Annotated in this window: 21 protein-coding genes; 5 read left to right on the top strand and 16 right to left on the bottom strand. The window is 27.8% G+C overall.

The genetic code is table 11. The annotated features are described in order from the left end of the window. Positions 1–30 precede the first annotated feature (30 nt). From CNEONATNEC86_RS08670 to CNEONATNEC86_RS08655, 6 genes are all read right to left on the bottom strand, one after another. Positions 31–456 (bottom strand): hypothetical protein, encoded by a 426-nt coding sequence (locus tag CNEONATNEC86_RS08670; protein WP_058294845.1) that lies wholly within the window; start codon positions 454–456, stop codon positions 31–33. 324 nt (positions 457–780) lie between these two features. Next, entirely contained in the window at positions 781–915 is a 135-nt protein-coding gene (locus CNEONATNEC86_RS21810; protein WP_253073998.1) for a CPC_1213 family protein, read from the bottom strand. A 27-nt stretch (positions 916–942) separates the two neighbouring features. Then, on the bottom strand, positions 943–1,089 hold the full coding sequence (locus tag CNEONATNEC86_RS21245) for a hypothetical protein (protein ID WP_200848513.1): 147 nt from the start codon (positions 1,087–1,089) through the stop codon (positions 943–945). Positions 1,090–1,141: 52 nt separating this feature from the next. Continuing rightward, the gene (locus CNEONATNEC86_RS08665) at positions 1,142–2,212 is read right to left on the bottom strand and encodes a hypothetical protein (protein WP_159135839.1); all 1,071 of its coding nucleotides are present in this window, start codon (positions 2,210–2,212) and stop codon (positions 1,142–1,144) included. Between the two features lie 11 nt (positions 2,213–2,223). Next, a complete protein-coding gene (locus CNEONATNEC86_RS08660) occupies positions 2,224–3,231 on the bottom strand; it encodes a phosphodiester glycosidase family protein (RefSeq protein WP_230132128.1) in 1,008 nt (335 codons plus the stop codon). 14 nt (positions 3,232–3,245) lie between these two features. Next, positions 3,246–7,544 (bottom strand): 2-hydroxyacyl-CoA dehydratase, encoded by a 4,299-nt coding sequence (locus CNEONATNEC86_RS08655; RefSeq protein WP_125148441.1) that lies wholly within the window; start codon positions 7,542–7,544, stop codon positions 3,246–3,248. A gap of 152 nt (positions 7,545–7,696) precedes the next feature. Here CNEONATNEC86_RS08655 and CNEONATNEC86_RS08650 point away from each other — a divergent pair, with 152 nt between their 5' ends. Continuing rightward, on the top strand, positions 7,697–8,044 hold the full coding sequence (locus tag CNEONATNEC86_RS08650; protein ID WP_058294841.1) for a tetratricopeptide repeat protein: 348 nt from the start codon (positions 7,697–7,699) through the stop codon (positions 8,042–8,044). A gap of 120 nt (positions 8,045–8,164) precedes the next feature. Here CNEONATNEC86_RS08650 and CNEONATNEC86_RS08645 read toward each other — a convergent pair whose 3' ends face one another. The 3 genes from CNEONATNEC86_RS08645 to CNEONATNEC86_RS08635 all read right to left on the bottom strand — a co-directional run bounded on the left by CNEONATNEC86_RS08645 (position 8,165) and on the right by CNEONATNEC86_RS08635 (position 10,896). After that, entirely contained in the window at positions 8,165–8,818 is a 654-nt protein-coding gene (locus tag CNEONATNEC86_RS08645; protein ID WP_125148442.1) for a transglutaminase-like domain-containing protein, read from the bottom strand. Positions 8,819–8,979: 161 nt separating this feature from the next. Further along, entirely contained in the window at positions 8,980–9,618 is a 639-nt protein-coding gene (recX, locus tag CNEONATNEC86_RS08640) for a recombination regulator RecX (protein WP_125148443.1), read from the bottom strand. Between the two features lie 30 nt (positions 9,619–9,648). After that, the gene (locus CNEONATNEC86_RS08635) at positions 9,649–10,896 is read right to left on the bottom strand and encodes a M16 family metallopeptidase (protein WP_125148444.1); all 1,248 of its coding nucleotides are present in this window, start codon (positions 10,894–10,896) and stop codon (positions 9,649–9,651) included. 197 nt (positions 10,897–11,093) lie between these two features. On the opposite strand from CNEONATNEC86_RS08635, the gene CNEONATNEC86_RS08630 reads away from it, so the two are divergent. Further along, positions 11,094–11,765, top strand: coding sequence for a response regulator transcription factor (locus CNEONATNEC86_RS08630; protein ID WP_125148445.1), 672 nt, complete (start codon positions 11,094–11,096; stop codon positions 11,763–11,765). Then, the gene (locus CNEONATNEC86_RS08625; protein WP_058294836.1) at positions 11,765–13,288 is read left to right on the top strand and encodes a sensor histidine kinase; all 1,524 of its coding nucleotides are present in this window, start codon (positions 11,765–11,767) and stop codon (positions 13,286–13,288) included. The genes CNEONATNEC86_RS08630 and CNEONATNEC86_RS08625 overlap by 1 nt, the downstream gene beginning before the upstream one ends. 73 nt (positions 13,289–13,361) lie before the next feature. Here the strand turns inward: CNEONATNEC86_RS08625 and CNEONATNEC86_RS08620 are convergent, their stop codons facing one another. From CNEONATNEC86_RS08620 to CNEONATNEC86_RS08595, 6 genes are all read right to left on the bottom strand, one after another. Then, on the bottom strand, positions 13,362–13,541 hold the full coding sequence (locus CNEONATNEC86_RS08620; RefSeq protein WP_125148446.1) for a hypothetical protein: 180 nt from the start codon (positions 13,539–13,541) through the stop codon (positions 13,362–13,364). 38 nt (positions 13,542–13,579) lie between these two features. After that, positions 13,580–14,323, bottom strand: a complete 744-nt coding sequence (ymfI, locus tag CNEONATNEC86_RS08615) for an elongation factor P 5-aminopentanone reductase (RefSeq protein WP_058294834.1) — start codon at positions 14,321–14,323, stop codon at positions 13,580–13,582. 115 nt (positions 14,324–14,438) lie between these two features. Then, positions 14,439–15,371, bottom strand: coding sequence for a dipeptidase (locus CNEONATNEC86_RS08610; RefSeq protein ID WP_125148447.1), 933 nt, complete (start codon positions 15,369–15,371; stop codon positions 14,439–14,441). Between the two features lie 28 nt (positions 15,372–15,399). Continuing rightward, positions 15,400–16,332, bottom strand: a complete 933-nt coding sequence (locus tag CNEONATNEC86_RS08605) for a metallophosphoesterase (protein WP_058294832.1) — start codon at positions 16,330–16,332, stop codon at positions 15,400–15,402. A gap of 149 nt (positions 16,333–16,481) precedes the next feature. Beyond that, a complete protein-coding gene (gene glyA / locus CNEONATNEC86_RS08600) occupies positions 16,482–17,717 on the bottom strand; it encodes a serine hydroxymethyltransferase (RefSeq protein WP_058294831.1) in 1,236 nt (411 codons plus the stop codon). A gap of 409 nt (positions 17,718–18,126) precedes the next feature. Then, the gene (locus CNEONATNEC86_RS08595) at positions 18,127–19,395 is read right to left on the bottom strand and encodes an N-acetylmuramoyl-L-alanine amidase (RefSeq protein ID WP_125148448.1); all 1,269 of its coding nucleotides are present in this window, start codon (positions 19,393–19,395) and stop codon (positions 18,127–18,129) included. A 201-nt stretch (positions 19,396–19,596) separates the two neighbouring features. On the opposite strand from CNEONATNEC86_RS08595, the gene CNEONATNEC86_RS08590 reads away from it, so the two are divergent. Further along, complete coding sequence (locus CNEONATNEC86_RS08590; RefSeq protein WP_058294829.1) at positions 19,597–20,352, top strand: threonine/serine exporter family protein; 756 nt, start codon at positions 19,597–19,599, stop codon at positions 20,350–20,352. 30 nt (positions 20,353–20,382) lie between these two features. After that, positions 20,383–20,835, top strand: a complete 453-nt coding sequence (locus tag CNEONATNEC86_RS08585; RefSeq protein ID WP_058296888.1) for a threonine/serine exporter family protein — start codon at positions 20,383–20,385, stop codon at positions 20,833–20,835. Positions 20,836–20,877: 42 nt separating this feature from the next. On the opposite strand, the gene CNEONATNEC86_RS08580 is transcribed toward CNEONATNEC86_RS08585, so the two are convergent. After that, a complete protein-coding gene (locus CNEONATNEC86_RS08580) occupies positions 20,878–21,339 on the bottom strand; it encodes a hypothetical protein (protein WP_159135838.1) in 462 nt (153 codons plus the stop codon). Between the last annotated feature and the right edge of the window lie 329 nt (positions 21,340–21,668).

Below are 21,668 nucleotides of genomic sequence, written 5' to 3'. Positions count from 1 at the left end.
GAGTTGTTTATTTACACAAACTAAAATAATTTATTGATTTATAAGTTCATTTATTTTTTCTGCATTTGTTTTTATTGTAAAAATAATATTTTCATCAATTCTTAATTTCGTTTCATTTTCATTTGTTTTTATCATATCTATATTTAAACCTACTTTTGAAATTTCTTTATATTTACCTGATGATATATCAACATTAAATTTTTTATCTTTCGCACCCGTTATTTTTATTAATACTCCATCTTCTTTATCTTCCTTAATTCTTATGTGAATAATATTATCTTTTTTACTACTGCATCCACTTTCACTTTCATATGGATGCTTTTCAATGGATGCTTTTCCTGTAATAGTCATCCATCCACCGCTCAAATTTGACTTGACTAATATGTTTAACTCATAATTTTTTTCTATTTCTTTTAATATTTTTCCCAATTCACAAACGTCAACTTCTAAATTCATAGTTACACCTCTTCTTCACTTGTTTTGATTGATTCTTAATATAGTTTATCATATATTAACATTACTATTCTATTAGCTTATTTATATGTCTAATAGAAGAAATTCAACTATACTTTTCCAATATATTTATTTTATAATCTATAATTAAACAACATTATGTTATATTAAAAATTTGAATATTTCTTCTACTTAGGAAGTTTTAATCAATTACTTTTTATATCAATACTGCATAGTTAAAAGATCCAATAAATTTAAAGTATTAATTTATTGGATCTTTTACTATGTATATCCTGATTTATTCTTTCTTTTTCTTATTCTATTATTTTAAATTTTAAAATCTGACCTATCATATGTCTTAGCTTTGGGTTCACCAAATACTGCTTTAACGCTTTCCGCTTGTGGATTATGATTTACATTTTTATTCTTTCGTTTATTATTTTCCTTCATCTTATTAGTCATTGTTCCACCTCATTATTAATTTTAATTTTAAAAATGATCTTTTTCTTTATGCGGAGGTGCTCCGATTTTTTTACCATCAATAATTCCTAAATCCGAATTTCCTTTTGGATGTATTTTTCCTAGCTCGGCATTAGATTTTGATCTATCATTTAATCTATTTTTATTATTGTCCATAGTACATCACCTCAGTAATTATGATGTACACTAAAATTCTTTTTATTCATTATTAATTAATTGATAGCTTTATTTCATTTATATTATTCTTAATAATGTTATTTCCTTTTTTAGTTATAAAACCATCTTTATAGGTTTGAAGAAATTCACCTTCATAATTTATAAGCCTGCCTTTTGTAATCTCTGAAATAGTCTTGTCACTTTCATTATTAATGTAAATTTTACCACTATAATCTACAAATATATTATCTTTATTTACTGAATTTTTTAAGGCAAATGAATTCCATTTATTTTCTTCATTATTTAAATTAGTATTATATATAGAAGTAATTAATCCATCCTCTTCTTTTCCAAAATAAATGTTATCATCCTTATCAATTCCTAGGAGCCTAGATACATTTACATCAGGAATATTTATATAGCCAGATTCATTTAATATTGTTGAATTATTCCCCATTTCCATAACTGCGTTTGTATTAGTTCTTGGAACAACTATATTACCAATTTCTTTATTATGTCTTACTCTATTTATTTGATTCATTACATTTGAATAATATAAATCACACAAGCCATTAGCTTTTCGAATCTTTATATAAAGACTATGCGTTGAAGTTGAAAATGCTATATTTTCAACTCTATCATCTTCATTATTAACTGGTATTCTCATTTTATTATAATTAAAATCAACAAGTTCTCTTGCTTCATTCTTTTTAATATCATAAGAAACAGGTTCGAAATAAACTCCATCATCTTCTTCCACTCGCTGTATAACTAGCATTAAATCTTCATCATTTAACCACTTATAGTTTTCAATTATACCACTTGTCTCACACTTGAATTTATTCTCTTCCTTATTAGTATTATCAAAAACTTTAAGTTCATTATTTTTTGTATAGGCTACATAATTTCCATCTGATGAAACTGAAATATTTTCTACACTTTCTGGTAATATTATTTCATTTGGCTTTTCTTCCTTTACTTCCTCAACTGGCTCTTCTTCAACTTTTTTGGCTGTTATCTCTAAATCTGTATCTAAATATATATTTTCAATATATAAAAATATTCCATGCTGTATTAACAATGCTATAAATGTCCAAATTAATATTTTAGCTATACTTTTCAATTTTAGTTCTCCTATTCTTCAACGTAAAATGCTGTAGCTACAGATCGTTCTCCATCCCAAGCATTTGGTGAATTAATTACTTCATCTTTATAATACATTGTTGAAGAATATCCACCGTCTAATGCTGCTGCATTTACTGCTCCTCTACTAGCCATAATTTCTTGTACATCATAAAGACTTGCTCCAGGATTTGAAATTTTTCTTCCATCAATAACTAAAAATATTACTGTTCCATCTTCTTTTTGTCCTATAGCAGTTCTTGGATTTAGTCCTTCTGCCATTTTATCTTTAATCTGCTTCACACCATTTATTATTATATTAGGTGGTCTAAAGCACATTCCTTCCTGAACATTCATATCAATTAATTCATCATAAGAATGACTTCCAACTACTAATTGTCCTTCTTTAGTAAATGCGATAACATTTTCTTTATCTTTTGAATTTAAATCTGTCATCTGAGGATATAGAAGCTTTCCTCCACTTATTACAAATCCTCCAGGGATTGCTCCTGTACCTGCATATAAAGTACCATCATCAGATTTATCTATAAAAGCGCCACCATTAATAGCTGCTATTGCATTATTATCTTTTGCCATTTCACTAGTTTTTTGCCCTGTTTTTCCTAAGTACTTTGTCATTGCTACTTTTATTTTAAGAGGATTTTTTATTTCTAATAGATATGCATCATATCTATCCGTATTTATATCATATCTTTCAATTTCTGTGCTTGTAGAATGTTTTATTTCAATATTTTCTATTTTCTGTGCAACTTCTTTTTCCTTTTTAGGTTCTGCTTCTATTCCCATCATTTTATTTAATGTTTCTTTAGAAAAAAAATCTGTCAAAAGGTACTCATGTCTGGTAGCAAGTAATGTTGATACAAATGCTTTTCTAGTATTTTGATAAGGTCCTAAAAATAATACTAATGGTGTAGTTATAATTAAAAAGAGAAAAATATATATTGTTCCTAATAAACATGTAATTAAATTAAAATGCTTTTTTTCAGATTTCTCAGGCATTAGTATCTCCTTCATTAAGTCAAACTAATTTTGTTATGATATTGTATTTCTTCTTGTGATTCTTCACTTTCTTTAAAGTTTATTTCATTATTTTGAAGATTTTTAACTGCTACAGAAAGCATTAATTTTATTCTATTTAATTGATTTACATGAGATGCTCCTGGATCATAATCTATTGCCACTATATTAGATTCTGGATATTTCTCTTTAAGTACTTTCATCATACCTTTTCCTGTAACATGATTAGGTAAACATGCGAACGGCTGTAAACACACTATATTCTTTGTTCCGCTTTTTATTAGTTCTATCATTTCTGCTGTTAAAAACCATCCCTCACCAGTCTGGTGACCAAGTGATAAAATTGGTGACGCCATATTGGCTAATTCCTTGATATGTTTAGGTCTGCTAAATCTGTTGCTATTCTCTAACTCTTTTTTCATTACTTTTCTATATGTTTCCATATAGAAAATAGCCAACTCGCTTACAGTTTTTGCCACTTTACTCTTTCCTAAATATTCAGCCTTAAATTTATTATCATATGCTGAATAAAAGAAAAAGTCTAATAAATCTGGAACTACTGCTTCCGCACCTTCATCTTCTAATATCTTTACAATATCATTATTGGCTGTTGGATGAAATTTAACGAGTATTTCACCAACAATTCCAACTCTCGGCTTATTTATATTAAATAAAGGTAATTCATCAAATTCTTTAATAATTTCTTTTATATTTTTATTAAATTCTGTTTTACTTCCATTAACTATATTTGCTTTTGCTCTTTCATTCCATTTGTTATAAAGTTCATTTGCAGAATCTTTTACTTTTTCATAAGGTCTTGTCCTGTATAAAACTGTCATAAATAAATCACCATATACTAAAGCCATAAGTGCCTTTTTTATAAGTTTTGGTGTAATATTAAAGCCTGGCTGTGTTTCAAGACCAGCCACATTTAGTGAAATTATAGGGACATTTTCAAATCCAGCATGCCTTAATGCTGCCTTTAAAAATCCTATATAATTAGTAGCTCTACATCCACCACCTGTTTGACTCATTATAAGAGCTGTTTTATTTAAATCATATTTACCAGATTTTAATGCACTTATCATTTGTCCTACAACAATTATTGAAGGATAACACGCATCATTATTAACATATTTAAGACCTTCTTCTATCGCTTCAGCATCATTTGATGGAAGTACTTCTATATTATATCCAGCTGCCTTTCCAGCTACTTCAATTAAATTAAAATGAATTGGAGACATTTGAGGTGCTAAAATAGTATAATCTTTTCTCATTTCTTTTGTAAATACTGGATTTTTATAACTTATTTTCTCTTCTATAGGTTTATAATTTTTTCTTTCTCTTTCTTCTATTGCAGCTTTTAAAGATCTTATCCTTATTCTAGCGGCACCTAAATTATTACCTTCATCTATTTTTAAGACAGTATATATTTTCCCTTTTGATGATATAATTTCTGAAACTTGCTCAGTAGTTACTGCATCTAAGCCACATCCAAAAGAATTTAACTGAATTATTTCAAGACAAGGTTCTCCTGCTATTAATGTAGCTGCCCTATAAAGTCGTGAATGATAAACCCATTGATCTACCACTCTAAGCTTTTCATTTAAACATTCAATATGGCTTATGCTATCTTCTGTAAGTACTGCCATACCAAAAGAATTGATAATATCTGGAATACCGTGATTTATTTCTGGATCTATATGATATGGTCTACCACATAATACTATTCCTTTTTTATTATTCTTCCTTAAATACTCTAAAGTTTCTTCACCTTTTTTTTGTATATCTCTCTTATAAGCTTCTCTTTCTAAAACTGCACTTTTTACAGCTTCTTTTGCTTCACTTAAAGTAACATCAAATTCCTTAAATTCTTCAACTATCCTTTTAGCAAGCACATTTTCATTATCCAATGAAAAGAATGGAGCTATATACTTAATTTCATTAATTTTTAATTCATCCATATTATTCTTTATTACTTCTGGATATGAAGTTACCATTGGACAGTTATAGTTGTTCTGACTGTCTTCAAATTCTTTCTTTTCATAAGAAATACATGGATAAAATATTGTTTTAATATTTTTTTGTATTAAATTCATTATGTGTCCATGTGCAAGCTTTGCTGGATAACATGCTGATTCTGACGGAATAGTCTCAATTCCAAGTTCATATATTTTTTTGCTTGATGGATTTGATAATATAACTCTAAAACCAAGTTTAGTTAAAATAGTAAACCAAAAAGGATAATTTTCATACATATTTAAAACTCTTGGTATTCCTATAGTTCCTCTTTTAGCCTCTTCCTCTTTTAGCGGCTTGTACCCAAATGTTCTTTTATATTTATAATCATATAAATTAATTTCTTTTTCTTCTTTTTTCTTTTCAATTCCAAGTCCACGTTCACATCTATTACCAGAAATAAATTCCTCATCTGTAGAAAATTTATTTACAGTAAGAAGGCAGTTATTTCCACACATTCCACATCTTCTAAATGAGCTAGTCATTTTAAATTGGTCTATTTTTTCTTTTGGCAATAGTGATGTTGTTCTGCCTTCTAAATATCTTTCTTTTGCAATAAGTGAGCATCCAAATGCCCCCATGAGACCTGCTATATCAGGTCTTACAGCCTCTCTTCCAGATATAATCTCAAAAGCTCTCAAAACAGCATCATTATAAAAAGTACCACCTTGAACAATTACCTTTTCACCAATATCATTTTCATCTCTTAATTTTATTACTTTAAATAATGCATTTTTGATTACAGAATAAGAAAGTCCAGCAGAAATATCACAAATTTGTGCACCTTCCTTTTGTACTTGCTTCACTCTTGAATTCATAAATACTGTACATCTAGAGCCTAAGTCTACAGGTGCTTTAGATAATAATGCTTCTTTTGCAAATTTATCAATTGGCATACCTAATGATTTTGAAAAGCTTTCTATAAATGATCCACATCCAGATGAACATGCTTCATTAAGCATTATACTGTCTATAGCTCCATTCTTTATCTTTAAGCATTTCATATCTTGTCCACCAATATCTAAAATAAAATCTACCCCTGGCAAGAAATAATCTGCTGCCTTATAATGAGCAATTGTTTCAATTTCCCCTATATCAACATGAAGCGCTGCTTTAATTAATGATTCTCCATATCCTGTAACAGCACTATTAACTATTTTTATGGAAGAAGGAAGTTTTGAATATAAATCTTGAAGTATTTCTACTACTTTCTTTAATGGATTTCCTTCATTACTTCCATAGTATGAATATAATAATTCTCCGGCTTCATTTATTAAAGTAACCTTTGTTGTAGTAGATCCTGCATCTATTCCTAAATAAGCTTGTCCTTTATAGCTTTCCATAGGACATCTTTTTACTACAGATTTATTGTGTCTATTTTTAAAATCTTCATAATCTTTTTCACTTTCAAAAAGTGCTTCTAGTTTATTTTCATTATCTTCCTTGAGATTAGTTATATTATTTACTTTATTAACTACATTTTTTAATGTTGTTTTCATATTATCAACAGCCAAAAGTGCTGCTCCCATAGCTACAAATAACTGTGAGTCATCTGGTATTATTATTTCATCATCTTTAAGTTTAAGAGTCTCAATAAACCTTTCTCTTAATTCTGATAAGAAAAATAATGGGCCACCAAGAAAAGCGACTTTTCCTCTTATAGGCTTACCACAAGCTAATCCTCCTATTGTTTGATTTACAACCGCTTGAAGTATTGACACCGCTATATCTTCCTTATTTGCGCCTTCATTTATTAGAGGTTGTACATCTGTCTTTGCAAAAACTCCACATCTAGATGCTATTGGATATATAACATTATAACTTTTTGCATATTCATTAAGACCTGCTGCATCTGTATTAAGAAGTGATGCCATTTGATCAATAAAAGCTCCTGTACCACCTGCGCAGCTTCCATTCATTCTCTGCTCTATTCCATTTTTAAAATATGTTATTTTTGCATCTTCACCACCAAGTTCTATTACAACATCTGTTTCTGGTATAAATGTTTCTACTGTTTTAGAACATGCTATTACTTCTTGTACAAAATCAATATTAGTCCACTTTGATACAGATAACCCTCCTGAACCTGTTATACTTATTTTACATTCAACATTTCCAATTTTGTCATAACATTCATTAACTAATTCTATAATTGTACTGCGTATATCAGAATTATGTCTTTTATATTGACTATATTCTACTATGTTTTCTTCATTTAATACTACTAATTTTACTGTTGTTGAACCTATATCTAATCCTATTTTATAAATATTCATCCTTATTATTTCACCTACTTTGTAACATTAAATTCACATTTTCTATCGTTTTATCTTTTTTGAAAATCACAACTATGTATATATTTCTTTATATGTGGATATACTTGTTAACACATAAATTATTTATTGCAAAGTACTTTTAGGAGGTTAAAATGAATCACTTTAATGAAGGTAATAAATTTTATAATACACAAGACTATCGTCGTGCAATTGAATGTTATAAAAAAGCTGCTAGCGAAAATCTAAATGAAGCATGTTCATATTATAATATCGGTGTTTGTTTAATTAAATTAAGAGAATATAATAGTGCAATAGATGTACTAAAAAAAGCTATTTCCATAACCCCGGAAAGTAAATACATATTTAACCTTGGATACTGTTACGCAATGCAAGAAATAACACCAAAAGCTCTTTATCTATTCAATTTAGCATGGTCAATAGATCCTAGCGATAAAGAATGTGAAAAAGCAGTTAATCTATTACTATCAAAAATAGTATAAATTACAACTTCCTTATACTTAGTTAGAGATTAAAGCTGTTATAGCTTTAATCTCTAACTAAGTATATATACTATTAAGTTTTCAACTAAAACTAATGACTAACATATCTTACTTATTAGTTTACCATTCCCCAATAATTTCTTTATTTATATGCTTATCAAAATTTTCCGAATCAAAATAATTACCACCATTATAAAACGTAGTATCAACATTAATCCATTTCTTTTCGTCACTTAAATATACCTGGTTCCATGCATGTGATACATATTTGCTTCCATCATAAGCTTCTCCAATCACTAATCTCACCTTAAGATCCACACTTCTAGCCATTGCAACATATAAACATGCATAATCAAAACAAATACCACTTCTATCTCTAAAAGCGTATATTGCTCCACTTTCCACTGTTTCATCATTAGAATTTAATACTTTTTCTGCTTTATTATTATCGTATTCTATATTTGAACCAATCCATACATATAAATCTCGTGCTTTTTCTCTATCATTTGTAGCACTTTCAGTGACCTTCTTTGCTTTTTTTTCTATTATACTATTTGATCTAATTCCATCTTCTACAGTCGTTCCATTATAAATTACATTTGGAGTATCTAATCTTTTATCCTCTACATAGGAAACTTTCTCATTATCTCTTGAAAAATTATTTAACAGTAACGTTACTGTATTCTTTTCATGAAAAAAGATTTTCACAATAGCTGGAATTAATAATATAACCACTAGAGCAATAAATTTCAACAATATATTTTTCTTGTTCATGAAACTTCCTCCAGTATATCATTGTATATTTTATATTATTATTTAGATATTAATCTGTTTATAGGTATATAATTCTTATTTTATAATTTATGCATGTACTTAACAAATTATTATATATATATTCCATTATATCAAATATGCTGAAAATTTTTAAGCTTATTTTATTCAAATTCATCTAATGACATTATTTCTTTTACAACATCTTTTACAATGTCATATGCATATCCTCTAGAAATTAGAAACCTATATAGCTTTCCAGATAATTTATAATTGTCACTTTCTTTTCTTCTTATAGACTCATACTTTTTCCTTCCTACATTTAATGCTACTTCTTTTTCTTCATTTTTGTCAACTTTAATTAGATTTTCTTCAATAATATCCTTAGCTATTCCTTTTTTCATTAAGTCATATTTTATCTTTTGGCTACCTTTAGACGAAAGCTTATCTTTTATAAATGCTTTTGCATATGTATTATCATTTATAAAATTATATTCTTTTAAAAAATCTATACTATTATTAATTTGTTTTTCTTCATATCCTTTTTGTTTTAACTTATCTCTTATTTCTTTTTCTGTTTTATAACTTCTTTCTATTATTTTGATAGCACTTTCTTTACATCTTATATATGATTCCTTTTCTGCTATCTCTTGAAGTTTTGATATATCTACATCATCTTTTACTTTAAGATTTTCTTTGTAAATAAGCTCAGCATTTATAGCTAATGCATATTCTCCATCCAAGTAGATATTTACTCTATCTTTATTATTTTTTTGAATTTCTATTTTTGTTATCTTTGGCATATTTTCACCTTTCTAAATATTAAATATGAATTAATTATCTTCTGATTTTAATATATGAACCGTAGGGCTTTTCAAAACCAACTTACTTACTTCTTTAATTTTTCTTTTATCTAGTTCATTTAATCTATGCATATCTTCTATAAACTCAAATATGTCTTCATCTTCAAGAGCTTGGTGTAATATATAATTACATAATTCTGAAGAGTCCTCTAATGTAGAAATAACAGCTGTTTTATGAACTTTTTTCATTATCTCTAAATCTCTATCGCCAAATTCTATTTTTCCATCAACTATATTTTTTATTGTTTCATCAATAGATTCTTTTGCTTCTTCAACATTCTCTCCACTCACAGCAGTGTAAATATATAATGTTTTAATGTTTTTAGTAATCTCTAAATGTGTGTATATATCATATGCTAATCCTCTATTTTCTCTTATTTCTCTAAATAATAAAGAATTAGAACTTTCTCCAAGTCTATGGTTTAATATTCTTAGTGGCAGCTCATATTCTTTTTTTAACCCATTAAAAGTAAATAAATAAACAATTGTACTTTGCTCAATATCTTTTTTATACCCAATTTCTATAATTTCTTTATTATCCTCTAGGATAATTTCACACTTTTCTTTTTCATCTCCTGACCATATTCCAAAATACTTTTCAATTAATTTAATAGCATCATCGTGACTTAATGGAGACACAAAACTCACTATGGAATTCTTAGGAGTATAATTTTCTTTATAATAATTAAATAATTCTTCTCTTTTAAAATTTTTTACATTTTTTTCAATACCAGTAACTTCATATTTAAGAGCACTTTTTTCAAACGCTGTTTTATTTACACACTTAAAACTTAAATCTTCTATATCATCTTTACTTGTTTTTATTTCTGATAAAATCACGCCTCTTTCTTTCTCAATTTCTTCATCATCAAATGAAGAATTTATTATCATATCACCTAATATTTCAACTGCATTATGTATCTCCTCAGCTAAACAGCTTATCGTATATACAGTAACATCATAATCAGTATATGCATTATATTCTCCACCTAAAGATTCCAAATCACTATTAAGTTTTTCGTCATTGCGTGTATCTGTTCCCTTAAATAATAAATGTTCAATAAAATGACTTATTCCCTTTTCATTCATTTTCTCATATAATGCTCCAATTTTTATTCCTACATTTATAGCTGCAATTTGTGTGTCTTTATGTATAGTTAATACTTCTAATCCATTCTTTAATTTATGTCTCTTTATATCAAAATTCAATTGTATCATATTTTTCCACCTTACATTTAAATTACTTTTCTATACTACTAATAATACTTTAAAACACAATAATATTCACTATCTTTTTATACTTATGCTAAAATACATGATAAAATATAATTGTAATATAGTTGACTTATTTTTATTGTATTATTAAATTAATATAGTATAATGTATAATTAATATTTTAAAATGGAGGAATTAAAATGAATAAATCTATTTTAATTGTAGAAGATGAATTAAGAATAAGATTTTTACTTAGAGATTATTTGATGAAAGAAAACTTTAATGTTTTTGAAGCTTCAGATGGTGAAGAAGGGCTTATTGCTTTTAGTAATCAAAAAATTGATTTAGTAATTTTAGATATCATGATGCCAAAAATGGATGGCATCACTATGCTGGAAAAGTTAAGAGAAGTTTCTACAGTCCCTGTTATACTTCTTACTGCAAAAGGCGAAGAAGAAGATAAACTTCAAGGATATGACTATGGAGCTGACGACTATATAACTAAACCATTTAGTCCAAAAGTCTTAATTGCCAAAGTTAAAGCTCTATTAAAAAGAACACGAGATAATTTAGATTCTAGTTATCAAGAATTTAATGGTCTTACAATTAATAAACTTTCGCACGAAGTAAAAGTTGATGGAACTGAGATACTATTATCCCCAAAAGAATATGAACTCCTAGTTTATCTAATAACTAACGAAGGCATTGCCCTAAGCCGTGATAACATTTTAGATAATGTATGGGGATTAGATTACTATGGTGATATACGTACTGTAGATACAAACATTAAAAGGCTAAGAGAAAAATTACTTTCTAAATCTAACTGTATTGTTACTGTTCGCGGAAGCGGATATAAATTCGAAGGTAAATAATGAGATATCGTTTATCTAAAAGATTATTTGGAATAACACTTTCCTTAATGCTTGTTTTAATGTTTTTAACCTATTTTGCTCAAGCCTTTTTATTTGAAAAATTTTATTCTTATAAGAGAACCATGAGTTTGGTTCATGAAGTTAATAAATTTAGTACTTTATATTCAATGCATATTTCTGAGCCTGCAGAAATATATCCTGTTTTAAAAAAATTTGAAAATGATAATAATGCAAAAATTCTTATATTATCATTAGATGGCTCAATAATTTATTCACCTAACCAGCTATATACTGATAAGGAATCATTTAATGAATTGACTTCTTTTTGTTCTGAGCTTATTAATAATAAATCACTTATTAATGATGTGACACGAAATTCGAATACCCGTTATACAACATTCTATAATGCCAGCAGTGACTTACAAAAAATCGGTGTTATCGCACCCATGTCATTAAATTATAAAAATGATAGTTTAATATTTTGCGTTTCTTCAATACAATCTATAAAAGAAGCATCGGAAGTTATTGATGAATTTTTAATTTATTTATTTTTAGGATTAGTTGCTATTTCAGTAATACTTTCTTCAATATATTCTAATTTAATATCTAAACCATTAGTAACATTAACATATGTAGCAAATAAAATGTCTAATATGGACTTTTCAGTCACCTGCTCAACTAATAGAGAAGATGAAATTGGAAGTCTTGCTAAATCATTAAATTTTCTTTCTAATAATCTTCAAACGGCTCTTTTAGATCTTCAAAAGAAGAATAAGAAGCTTGAGGAAGATATTGAAAAAGAACGTGAACTTGAAAATATGAGAAAAGGATTTGTAGATAATGTAAGTCATGAATTAAAAACACCAATCGGAATCATTGAAGGATATGCCGAAGGTCTTAAAGATGGTATCGTTACGGGAGAAGATGCTAAGCTTTACTTAGAAACAATTATTGATGAAGCTCAAAAAATGGGTATTTTAGTTTCAAATATGCTTGAATTATCCAAATTAGAATCTGGAGTAATAAAACTCTCACCCGAAGCCTTCAATATAAACAGATTAATAAAAAAAATATTAGCTAAACATACACCTAATTTTGAGGAACATGATTTTAAAGTTAATTTTACTTCAACTAATCCATATAGCTATGTTTATGCTGACCCCTTTAAAATGGAACAGGTAATGACTAATCTTGTTACCAATGCAATAAAATATACGCCGCCACATAATACAATTAATATAGCAATTGAAGAAGAATTACATAGATATAAAATAATAGTTCAAAATCTTGGAACTTATATTCCAGAAGATGAAATTGATAAATTATTTGATAAATTTTATCGTTTAGATAAATCAAGAGAAAGAACCCAAAAAAATAGTACTGGACTTGGTTTAGCTATTGTAAAAAACATCTTAGAACTTCATAAAAGTGAATTTAAATTTCATAATATTGATGAAGGTGTGGAATTCTATTTCTATTTAGAGAAAATAGTTTCCCCTGAAGATAATGACGAAATAGAATAATATAAAAAAGACAATTAATATTCAAATTACTTTAGAAAGCTACGAAATTAATTGTCTTTTTATATACTAATATTTAGTTTTCCTGTAATAATTTTTTTAGTTTATTTTGAACAAGCCATAATTTCTTTTGTTTTCTGTTATATGAAACCATTATGTTCTTATTATTTTTATTTGCATTCATTTTATCCATATATGTTTCATCTGCTATTTTCAAAGCTTCTTCAATTACCAAAAGTTCATCCTTAGTGAACATAAAATTTCCTCCTAATCATTACTAACTAAGTTTATTATCTAGATAAATCCACCATCTACTCGTATCACTTGTCCTGTTATATATGATGATTCTTTACTACATAAAAATACTGCAACTTTTCCTATTTCAGATGGCAATCCAAATCTCCCCATAGGTATCTCTTCTTTTAAACTTTCTCTACTTTCTTCATCCAGCATTGAATTCATTTTAGTATCAATCACCCCTGGCGCTATTGCATTTACTCTAATATTTGACATAGCCATTTCTTTTGCAAGTGCTTTTGTAAATAAATTAATTCCTCCTTTTGTTGCTGAATATAACACTTCACATGACGCACCTACTTCTCCCCACATAGAAGAAATATTTATTATATTTCCTACATTTCTTGAAATCATATGTGGAAGAGCCTCCTTGCTTAGATAAATAGCACCCATTAAATTTGTATTTATTATTTCATTAATTTCTTCTTCTGAAGAATCCATAAATAGACCCATAAGGCTTATTCCTGCATTATTTATAAGTATATCAATTTTTCCACTTTTACTTATGACTTCATTAATTATATACTTGCAGTTTTCAAATGAATTAACACTTTTTTTTATTAAAAATCCATATCCATTTACCTTATTAATTTCTTCTAAAGTTTTTTTTGCTCCATTATCATCTTTTGAATAATTTATTGCTACAATTGCGCCTTCCTTAGCAATCTCAATTGCTATATTTCTGCCAATACCTCTTGAAGCACCAGTAACTAGTGCAACTTTTCCTTCTAACTTACGTATTTTAATTACCTCTTTCTAAATTTAAAATAAATTTTTAATACAATGCATTTTAATATAATTGTTATATCGAAGATTGTAATTTATCCTTTTAAAATTATAAACTAAAACAATTATTTTATAAAGTTTCTTTAAAAACTCTTAAAACATTTTTATAAAATATTTTTTCCATTTCATTTTCACTAAATCCAGCCTTCTTTAATGCCTCATATAACTTTGGAAATTCTGATGAATCTTTTATCTCAACTTGATTTTCTATTCCATCAAAATCACTTCCAAGTCCTATTACATCAATTCCTCCTATATTTTTTATATGCTTAATATGTGTAATCATTTCTTCTATAGTTGATACAAAACTTTCACCTAAAAAATCACTTGAAAAATTTATTCCCATAACTCCACCTTTATCAGCTAATTTTTTTATCATATCATCTGTTAAGTTTCTTGGATGATATGTGATTTCTCGTGCATTAGAATGTGTAGCTATAAATGGCTTTTTACATATATCAACTAGGTCATAAAAGCCTCCATCTGATAAATGTGATGCATCTGGAATTATTCCAAGCTCTTCGCACTTTTCAACTATTTCTTTACCTCTAGGTTTTAATCCTTTCTCTTTATATTTAAAATTAATATTAGGATATCCTATTGAATTTTCAAAATTCCATGTAAGTGTTATGAGTCTTATTCCTTTATCATATACATCTCTTAGATTATCTATGCTTCCTTTTAAAACTTCACCTTCTTCAATCGAAAGAAATGCGCCTAATTTATTATTTAAATTCGCTTTTTCTAATTCATCTACATTTCTCACTATCTCTATTTCTTTTGAATTTTCTTGTATTTCTTTTATAAAATTATCATACATATTCAAAAAATATTTGTATGGATCTGAAACTTCTGATAGCTCTATAAAAAAAGCAAATACTTGTGCCATGCATTCCCCTTTTTTTAATTTTTCAATATCAATACTAAAATCATTTTTCTTTAGCTTTCCTTTTTCTTCATACATTCTCATTGCAGTATCACAATGCAAATCAATAAATTTCATAAAACGCTCTCCTTACTCATTATAGCAATTATAAGTTTCTTGCGTATTCAAAATATTTTTCTATTTTCTCAGGACCACCAATAATATTCTTTTTTACAAATAGAATATTATTATTATCAACCTCTATTCTCCATTTAACTAATGATATTAATCCATTTTTTATTTCTATTGTAGTAATTGAGGATGGAAAAACGCAACATCCATCATTAAAATATAACCCTTCAGAAACCTTTGGAAAAATATCGTTATGTGTATGTCCACAAATAATAATCTTTCTTTCTTTTTTAGCTACCTTTTCTAACATCATATCAATCTTTGTTCCTTTATCATAATTACTTGATGGACTTACAGGCTCTTTGAAACCAGCAATACCTTCCATTGGGCGCCATATATATCGTACTAAAAACCTGCTAATTCTCCATAAGTCGCAATTCATAAAATCAACTTGATGTCCATGAAAGGCAAGTATCTTTTTCCCTGCTGGAATATATTTTAATACTATTCCTTCATAAAAATCTATATTTTTATATAAATTTAATAAATCTTTCCCAAATCTTCTTCCTATTTGTTTAAAAATTTTTTCCTGCTTCAAAATAAAATCTTTATCAGCTTTTGCCATATCATGATTTCCAAATACCATATATAAATTTTTTTTCTTATTAAATTCATTAAGTATTTTAAATATATCTCTGTAATTGTATGCTATATCAACAAGGTTTTTATTCTTCCATAATTCATCTCCGTCACCAAGTTCAATTAATTTATAATCATTTCTCAAATAATAATTTATTGCCGCCTTATATATATTTCTGTTTTGCCTTAATGAATCAGAGTACCCACCATCCCCCCTATGAACATCACTTATAAATACTATTTTGGATTTTTCATCAAATTCTATATCCGCACCAAATTGTTCTATTCGCTTTATAAAGTTTTTACTTCTTGAGCAATTATTTCTCATTTTAATATATATCATCTCTTTATTAATTCTTTTTATTATTATATGAATTCTTTTTTTATATAATATAAAAGTCTTTCTAGTTAATATAAAACAATCTAAAATTAAAGGAAGCTATTATAATTAATAGCTTCCTAAACTTTTATCACTTATTATTCATATAAAGGATATTTATCACATAAAGCTTCAACTCTTGCTTTTAATGGTGATAAATCACCTTCTCTATTTTCTATTGCTTGATTTATTATATCAGCAATTTCTGCCATATCTTCTTTCTTAAATCCTCTAGTTGTAATTGCAGCAGTACCTATTCTGATTCCTGAAGTAACAAATGGACTTCTTGTTTCATTAGGAACTGTATTTTTATTAGCTGTTATTCCAACTGAGTCTAAAAGTGCTTCTGCTTCCTTACCTGTTATATCCTTATTATTTAAATCTACTAAGAATACATGATTGTCAGTTCCACCTGATACTATTTTAAATCCTTTAGAAATTAATTGATCAGCTAATTCCTTACAGTTTTCAACTACATTTTTAGCATATTCCTTAAAACTTGGATCTAATGCTTCTTTAAAGCACACAGCTTTTGCTGCTATTATATGTTCAAGTGGTCCTCCCTGTATTCCCGGGAATATATTCTTATTTAAATCTTTAGCATATTTTTCTTTACAAAGAATTAATCCACCTCTTGGTCCTCTTAATGTCTTATGAGTTGTTGTTGTTACAAAATCACAATATGGAACTGGTGATGGATGAACTCCTGCTGCAACAAGTCCTGCTATATGAGCCATATCTGTCATAAGAATTGCTCCTACTTCATCAGCTATTTCTCTAAATTTAGCAAAATCTATAATTCTAGCATATGCACTTGCACCTGCAACAATTAGCTTTGGCTTACATTCTAATGCAATTTTTCTTACATTTTCATAATCAATCATTTCTGTTTCTTTATCAACACCATAAGAAACGAAATTATATAATCTTCCTGAGAAATTTACTGGAGAACCATGAGTTAAATGACCTCCATGACTTAAATCCATTCCAAGAACTGTATCTCCTGGTTTAAGGACTGTAAAATATACTGCCATATTTGCTTGTGAACCTGAATGTGGTTGAACATTAGCATGTTCTGCACCAAATAATTCTTTAGCTCTGTCAATGGCAATTTGTTCTATTTCGTCAACTACATAACATCCACCATAATATCTTTTTCCTGGATATCCTTCTGCATATTTATTAGTTAAGTATGAACCCATAGCTTCCATAACAGCTTTACTTACTATGTTTTCAGACGCTATTAATTCTATTCCTTTTTGTTGTCTATGTAGCTCTTTTTCAATTAAGTCATATATTTCTTTATCTTCTTTTTTGATATTTTCAAAATTCATCTTTTTCACCCCAAATTCATTAATTATATTCAAATTATATGTCAGTTTTAAAAAAATAGCAAATACTTTTAAAGTAACAATCACCACAAGACATTACTATTTATAGTAATATCACTCAAGGGATGCCTCACTTACAAATTTTAATTTGAAATAGAAAAAGTAAGAATAAACGGATAAGAGTTAAGAAAAAATGTGAGCTCTACAGCTTTGATGCATTCACCATTTTTATCTATTCATATTTCTTTATTCTCTCTTCACTTAAAAGCAACATACTTCTCATATTCATTCATATGTGTAAATTCCATCTACCAAAAACAAGTTTTGTTGTGTCACTTAAGTTATAATTTGTGACATCAAAAAAGGAACTGACACAAATCATTTAATGTGACAGCCCCATAAAACATTTATATTATTTCAAATTTTCTGCTACAGCATCAGCTATTAATTTAGCAACTTCCTTTTGTTTATCTGCATCACTACATCTTTCTGCTTCTTCCTCATTTGTGATAAAACCTACTTCAATTAATATTGAAGGCATATTAGTACTCTTAATAAATAATGCTGAATCCTTTATTCCTCTATTATTTAAAGCTAATCCTTCTGCTACTTTATTATTTACAGCTAAAGCTATCTTTTTACTGATTTCAAGTTTATTTGAAACTGCTCCACCTTTAAAATCTTCACCCTGCTCAGCAGAACTATAGTATGTTTCTATTCCATTGGCCTCTTCAGCCTCTGCTGAATTATGATGTATGCTTATAAATAAACTTGCATTTGCATTATTTGCCATAATAACTCTATCTTTAAGACTTTCTGTCAATTCTACCTCTGGTTTCTCATCAGCCTTCCTTGTTAAAATAACGTTATATCCCTTTTGCTCAAGTTCATCTTTTAAGCATGAGCTTACTTGCATATTTAATTCCACTTCTGAATATACATGTCCATCTACGGTAGAAGTAGCGCCCTTATCTCCACCATAATTATGACCTGGATCTATAACTATAGTTTTCTTTGCTATAGGAGAAGTAGCCATATTCTTACTCTTATTATCACTTGTACTTATTAACTCATTATAATATTTGTTAACTTCATCTCCATATGTTTTGCTTGGTGCCCAGTTTCCACCAAGAGCTTTTACAGTAACTGCCTTTCCTTTAATCTTGCTAAAATGCCTAGGATCTGTAGTATTTGATTTTGGATATCCAACAGCACCTGCATATAATGCTAAATGATCCAAATGAGCTTTTACGCCATCATCCCAAGTTGAAAATTTTTGATGTGCTTTTGGATCATAATTATCTCCTCCAGATGATATTTTTAATCCACATGGATTCTTATAACTTTCATCTATAACTCCACCAAATTTTCCAAAATTAGTTTCCTTAGCAGCTTGTACATATGCAATTGCCGGATTAACTTGTCCACACTCATTTGAATATTTAAAATATAAATCAGCTAAACTAATAAAAGTTTGAGATGCGCCTTTATTTTTAGCCCATTGTTTAGCTTGCTCTACAGTAGCTTCACTTATAGATACTATATTATGGTCCATATTTTCAGCTTGTACTGATGTAGATGTTGTTCCATAGCTTGTATCTGCTTTTACATTGTAGGCAGTACCAAAAGTTAGTGTCATTCCCAATACCGCAATAAATTTAATAACTTTCTTTTTTAACATTTGCCTCTCTCCTCCCATAAATTATTCTACCATAAAATATATTTTTTTCCATATTAATTTTTTATTAAATTATATTTATTAATTTGAAGCATAATAAATGTATAAATAACTATTTGATATAGTCTCTTCCCTTATTTATAAATCAAAATTTTGTGATATAATGCTAGTTGTTAGATGATAATTTTAGAAAGGAAATGCAATATGAATTTAAATAAATTACTTAAAGTTTCTACTTTAGCTGGTAAAATTCTATTGGAAAGTGGCGCTGAAACATATAGAGTAGAAGAAACAATAGTTAGAATATGTTTGGCCTTTGGTGCTGAAAATGCTGAAAGCTTTGTTATCCCAACTGGAATTATTGTAACAATAACTCATAACGATGAAGTCTCTACATTAGTTAGAAGAATAACTTCTAGAGGCGTTGATTTAAATAAAATAGATAAGATTAACAACCTCTCAAGAAAAATTCAAAATTCTTCAATGTCAATTGACGATTTTAACAGAGAATTATGTATTATAAATATGAATTACAAATATAAACTTATTACAAATTTAATTTGGTCATCAATAACTGCTGGTTCATTTGCTTTATTATTTGGCGGAGATTTTTTAGATTTCTGTGGTGCTTTTATAATAGGTGCAATAATAAAAATAATAGCTTTATCATGTCAGAAATTAAATATAAATGAATTTTTCATAAACTCCCTTTGTGGTGGTATTACTGCATTAATTGCAATGCTGCTTATAAAAATTAATCTTGGTGAAAACCTAGATAAGATAATAATAGGTTCAATAATGCTTCTTGTTCCAGGGCTCACAATTACTAATGCAATACGTGATACCATAGCCGGAGACTTTTTATCCGGGATAACAAAAGGTGCTGAAGCTTTCCTAATTGCTGTATCAATAGCTGTTGGTACTGGTGCTGTCTTAAGTTTACTATTGCCTATTCTATAATAATCTTATGGAGGGAATAATATGGCTAATATGATTTATCAATCTTTTTTTGCATTTTTAGCATCATTGGGTTTTGGCGTTTTATTTAATATAAGAGGAAAGAATCTTTTTTTTGCTGCTTTAGGAGGATGCATAAGTTGGTTTGTATATTTATTCTTTAAAACTAATAACAATAGCGAGATATCCTCACTCTTCATTTCTTCTATTGCTTTTAGTGTTTATTCTGAAATTTGTGCTAGAATTTTAAAAACTCCTGTCACTACAATAATTATTTGTGCTCTTATTCCCCTTGTTCCTGGTGCTGGTATGTATTACACCATGTATGAAATAATAAGTGGTAATTCTTCGAAGGCACTTGAACTTGGTTTAAACACTATTGCAAATGCTGGCACTTTAGCTCTTGGTATAATATTTGTTTCTACAATAACAAAACAAGTAACTAATTTTAAGAAAATTAAAAAGCAATTATTTAATAGAGACTGACTTATAAAATTAAAGTCAGTCTCTATTAAAAGATAATTCTATCTATAATATATCTATTTCTTTTTTTAATTTCTGTAATTCAAACTCTAAACACTTAAGTATGTTATATAATTCATCTATTGAACTATCCTCTATATCTTCGTTATCAGATGTAACTGTAATATTTTCATTATAACATCGACTTCCTGATGCATTAAAAAATAAATCTGAATTATTACTTTCTTCTGGAGTATTTCCATTACTTGTGCAAAATGGATTAGTTACATTCTTATATATTATATTGTAGTATCTTCCTGGTCCACTCTGAAAATACATCTGTTTAGAATTATATGCTATTATAGCATCCCCAATACATTCAAGCCAATTTCCTAATGCACATTGAACATTAAAGGGCAGCTTTTGACATAATATATCTCCAAGAACTTCACTTGTCAAAGTAAATAATCTCGGATGTAATGCTTGAAATCCAGAAAAAATATTTTTACAGTTATAATTATTCACCATTATTTCATCAATTTATCTAATTGCTTCATTGTATATTCTATTCTCTTATCTATAAAACGTGAAAAAAGTGATTACATATAAAATAAATAAGGGACGTAGTAAGTTTATAGTGAAATAGCCGAAATAAAGCTCTCAAATTTGGCTCGCTTTCTACAAAAATGAAGCTAAGAATTCAAACATGCAGACTTGTTCCACAAATGTTTGCTCCAATGTAAAATTGGACAAACAATTGTGGAACAAGTCTACATGAAGAATTCTAAAGCTCAATTTTTGAATGCAAGTCTCCGCCCAATATGAGAGCTTTATTTCTTTGTTTCATCTAAACTCAG

It is taken from the genome of Clostridium neonatale, assembly GCF_900465025.1.
GTDB classification, from domain to species: domain Bacteria; phylum Bacillota; class Clostridia; order Clostridiales; family Clostridiaceae; genus Clostridium; species Clostridium neonatale.
The sequence above is the reverse complement of the archived record's forward strand: the minus strand, read 5'-3'. Positions and strand labels throughout refer to the sequence as shown.

Excerpts from the sequence above, each read along its gene's own strand:
- CNEONATNEC86_RS08670 (WP_058294845.1), bottom strand. The coding sequence starts at position 456 with ATGAATTTAGAAGTTGACGTTTGTGAATTGGGAAAAATATTAAAAGAA.
- CNEONATNEC86_RS21810 (WP_253073998.1), bottom strand. The coding sequence starts at position 915 with ATGACTAATAAGATGAAGGAAAATAATAAACGAAAGAATAAAAATGTA.
- CNEONATNEC86_RS21245 (WP_200848513.1), bottom strand. The coding sequence starts at position 1,089 with ATGGACAATAATAAAAATAGATTAAATGATAGATCAAAATCTAATGCC.
- CNEONATNEC86_RS08660 (WP_230132128.1), bottom strand. The coding sequence starts at position 3,231 with ATGCCTGAGAAATCTGAAAAAAAGCATTTTAATTTAATTACATGTTTA.
- CNEONATNEC86_RS08655 (WP_125148441.1), bottom strand. The coding sequence starts at position 7,544 with ATGAATATTTATAAAATAGGATTAGATATAGGTTCAACAACAGTAAAA.
- CNEONATNEC86_RS08650 (WP_058294841.1), top strand. The coding sequence starts at position 7,697 with ATGAATCACTTTAATGAAGGTAATAAATTTTATAATACACAAGACTAT.
- CNEONATNEC86_RS08645 (WP_125148442.1), bottom strand. The coding sequence starts at position 8,818 with ATGAACAAGAAAAATATATTGTTGAAATTTATTGCTCTAGTGGTTATA.
- recX (WP_125148443.1), bottom strand. The coding sequence starts at position 9,618 with ATGCCAAAGATAACAAAAATAGAAATTCAAAAAAATAATAAAGATAGA.
- CNEONATNEC86_RS08635 (WP_125148444.1), bottom strand. The coding sequence starts at position 10,896 with ATGATACAATTGAATTTTGATATAAAGAGACATAAATTAAAGAATGGA.
- CNEONATNEC86_RS08630 (WP_125148445.1), top strand. The coding sequence starts at position 11,094 with ATGAATAAATCTATTTTAATTGTAGAAGATGAATTAAGAATAAGATTT.
- CNEONATNEC86_RS08625 (WP_058294836.1), top strand. The coding sequence starts at position 11,765 with ATGAGATATCGTTTATCTAAAAGATTATTTGGAATAACACTTTCCTTA.
- CNEONATNEC86_RS08620 (WP_125148446.1), bottom strand. The coding sequence starts at position 13,541 with ATGTTCACTAAGGATGAACTTTTGGTAATTGAAGAAGCTTTGAAAATA.
- CNEONATNEC86_RS08610 (WP_125148447.1), bottom strand. The coding sequence starts at position 15,371 with ATGAAATTTATTGATTTGCATTGTGATACTGCAATGAGAATGTATGAA.
- CNEONATNEC86_RS08605 (WP_058294832.1), bottom strand. The coding sequence starts at position 16,332 with ATGAGAAATAATTGCTCAAGAAGTAAAAACTTTATAAAGCGAATAGAA.
- glyA (WP_058294831.1), bottom strand. The coding sequence starts at position 17,717 with ATGAATTTTGAAAATATCAAAAAAGAAGATAAAGAAATATATGACTTA.
- CNEONATNEC86_RS08595 (WP_125148448.1), bottom strand. The coding sequence starts at position 19,395 with ATGTTAAAAAAGAAAGTTATTAAATTTATTGCGGTATTGGGAATGACA.
- CNEONATNEC86_RS08590 (WP_058294829.1), top strand. The coding sequence starts at position 19,597 with ATGAATTTAAATAAATTACTTAAAGTTTCTACTTTAGCTGGTAAAATT.
- CNEONATNEC86_RS08585 (WP_058296888.1), top strand. The coding sequence starts at position 20,383 with ATGATTTATCAATCTTTTTTTGCATTTTTAGCATCATTGGGTTTTGGC.
- CNEONATNEC86_RS08580 (WP_159135838.1), bottom strand. The coding sequence starts at position 21,339 with ATGGTGAATAATTATAACTGTAAAAATATTTTTTCTGGATTTCAAGCA.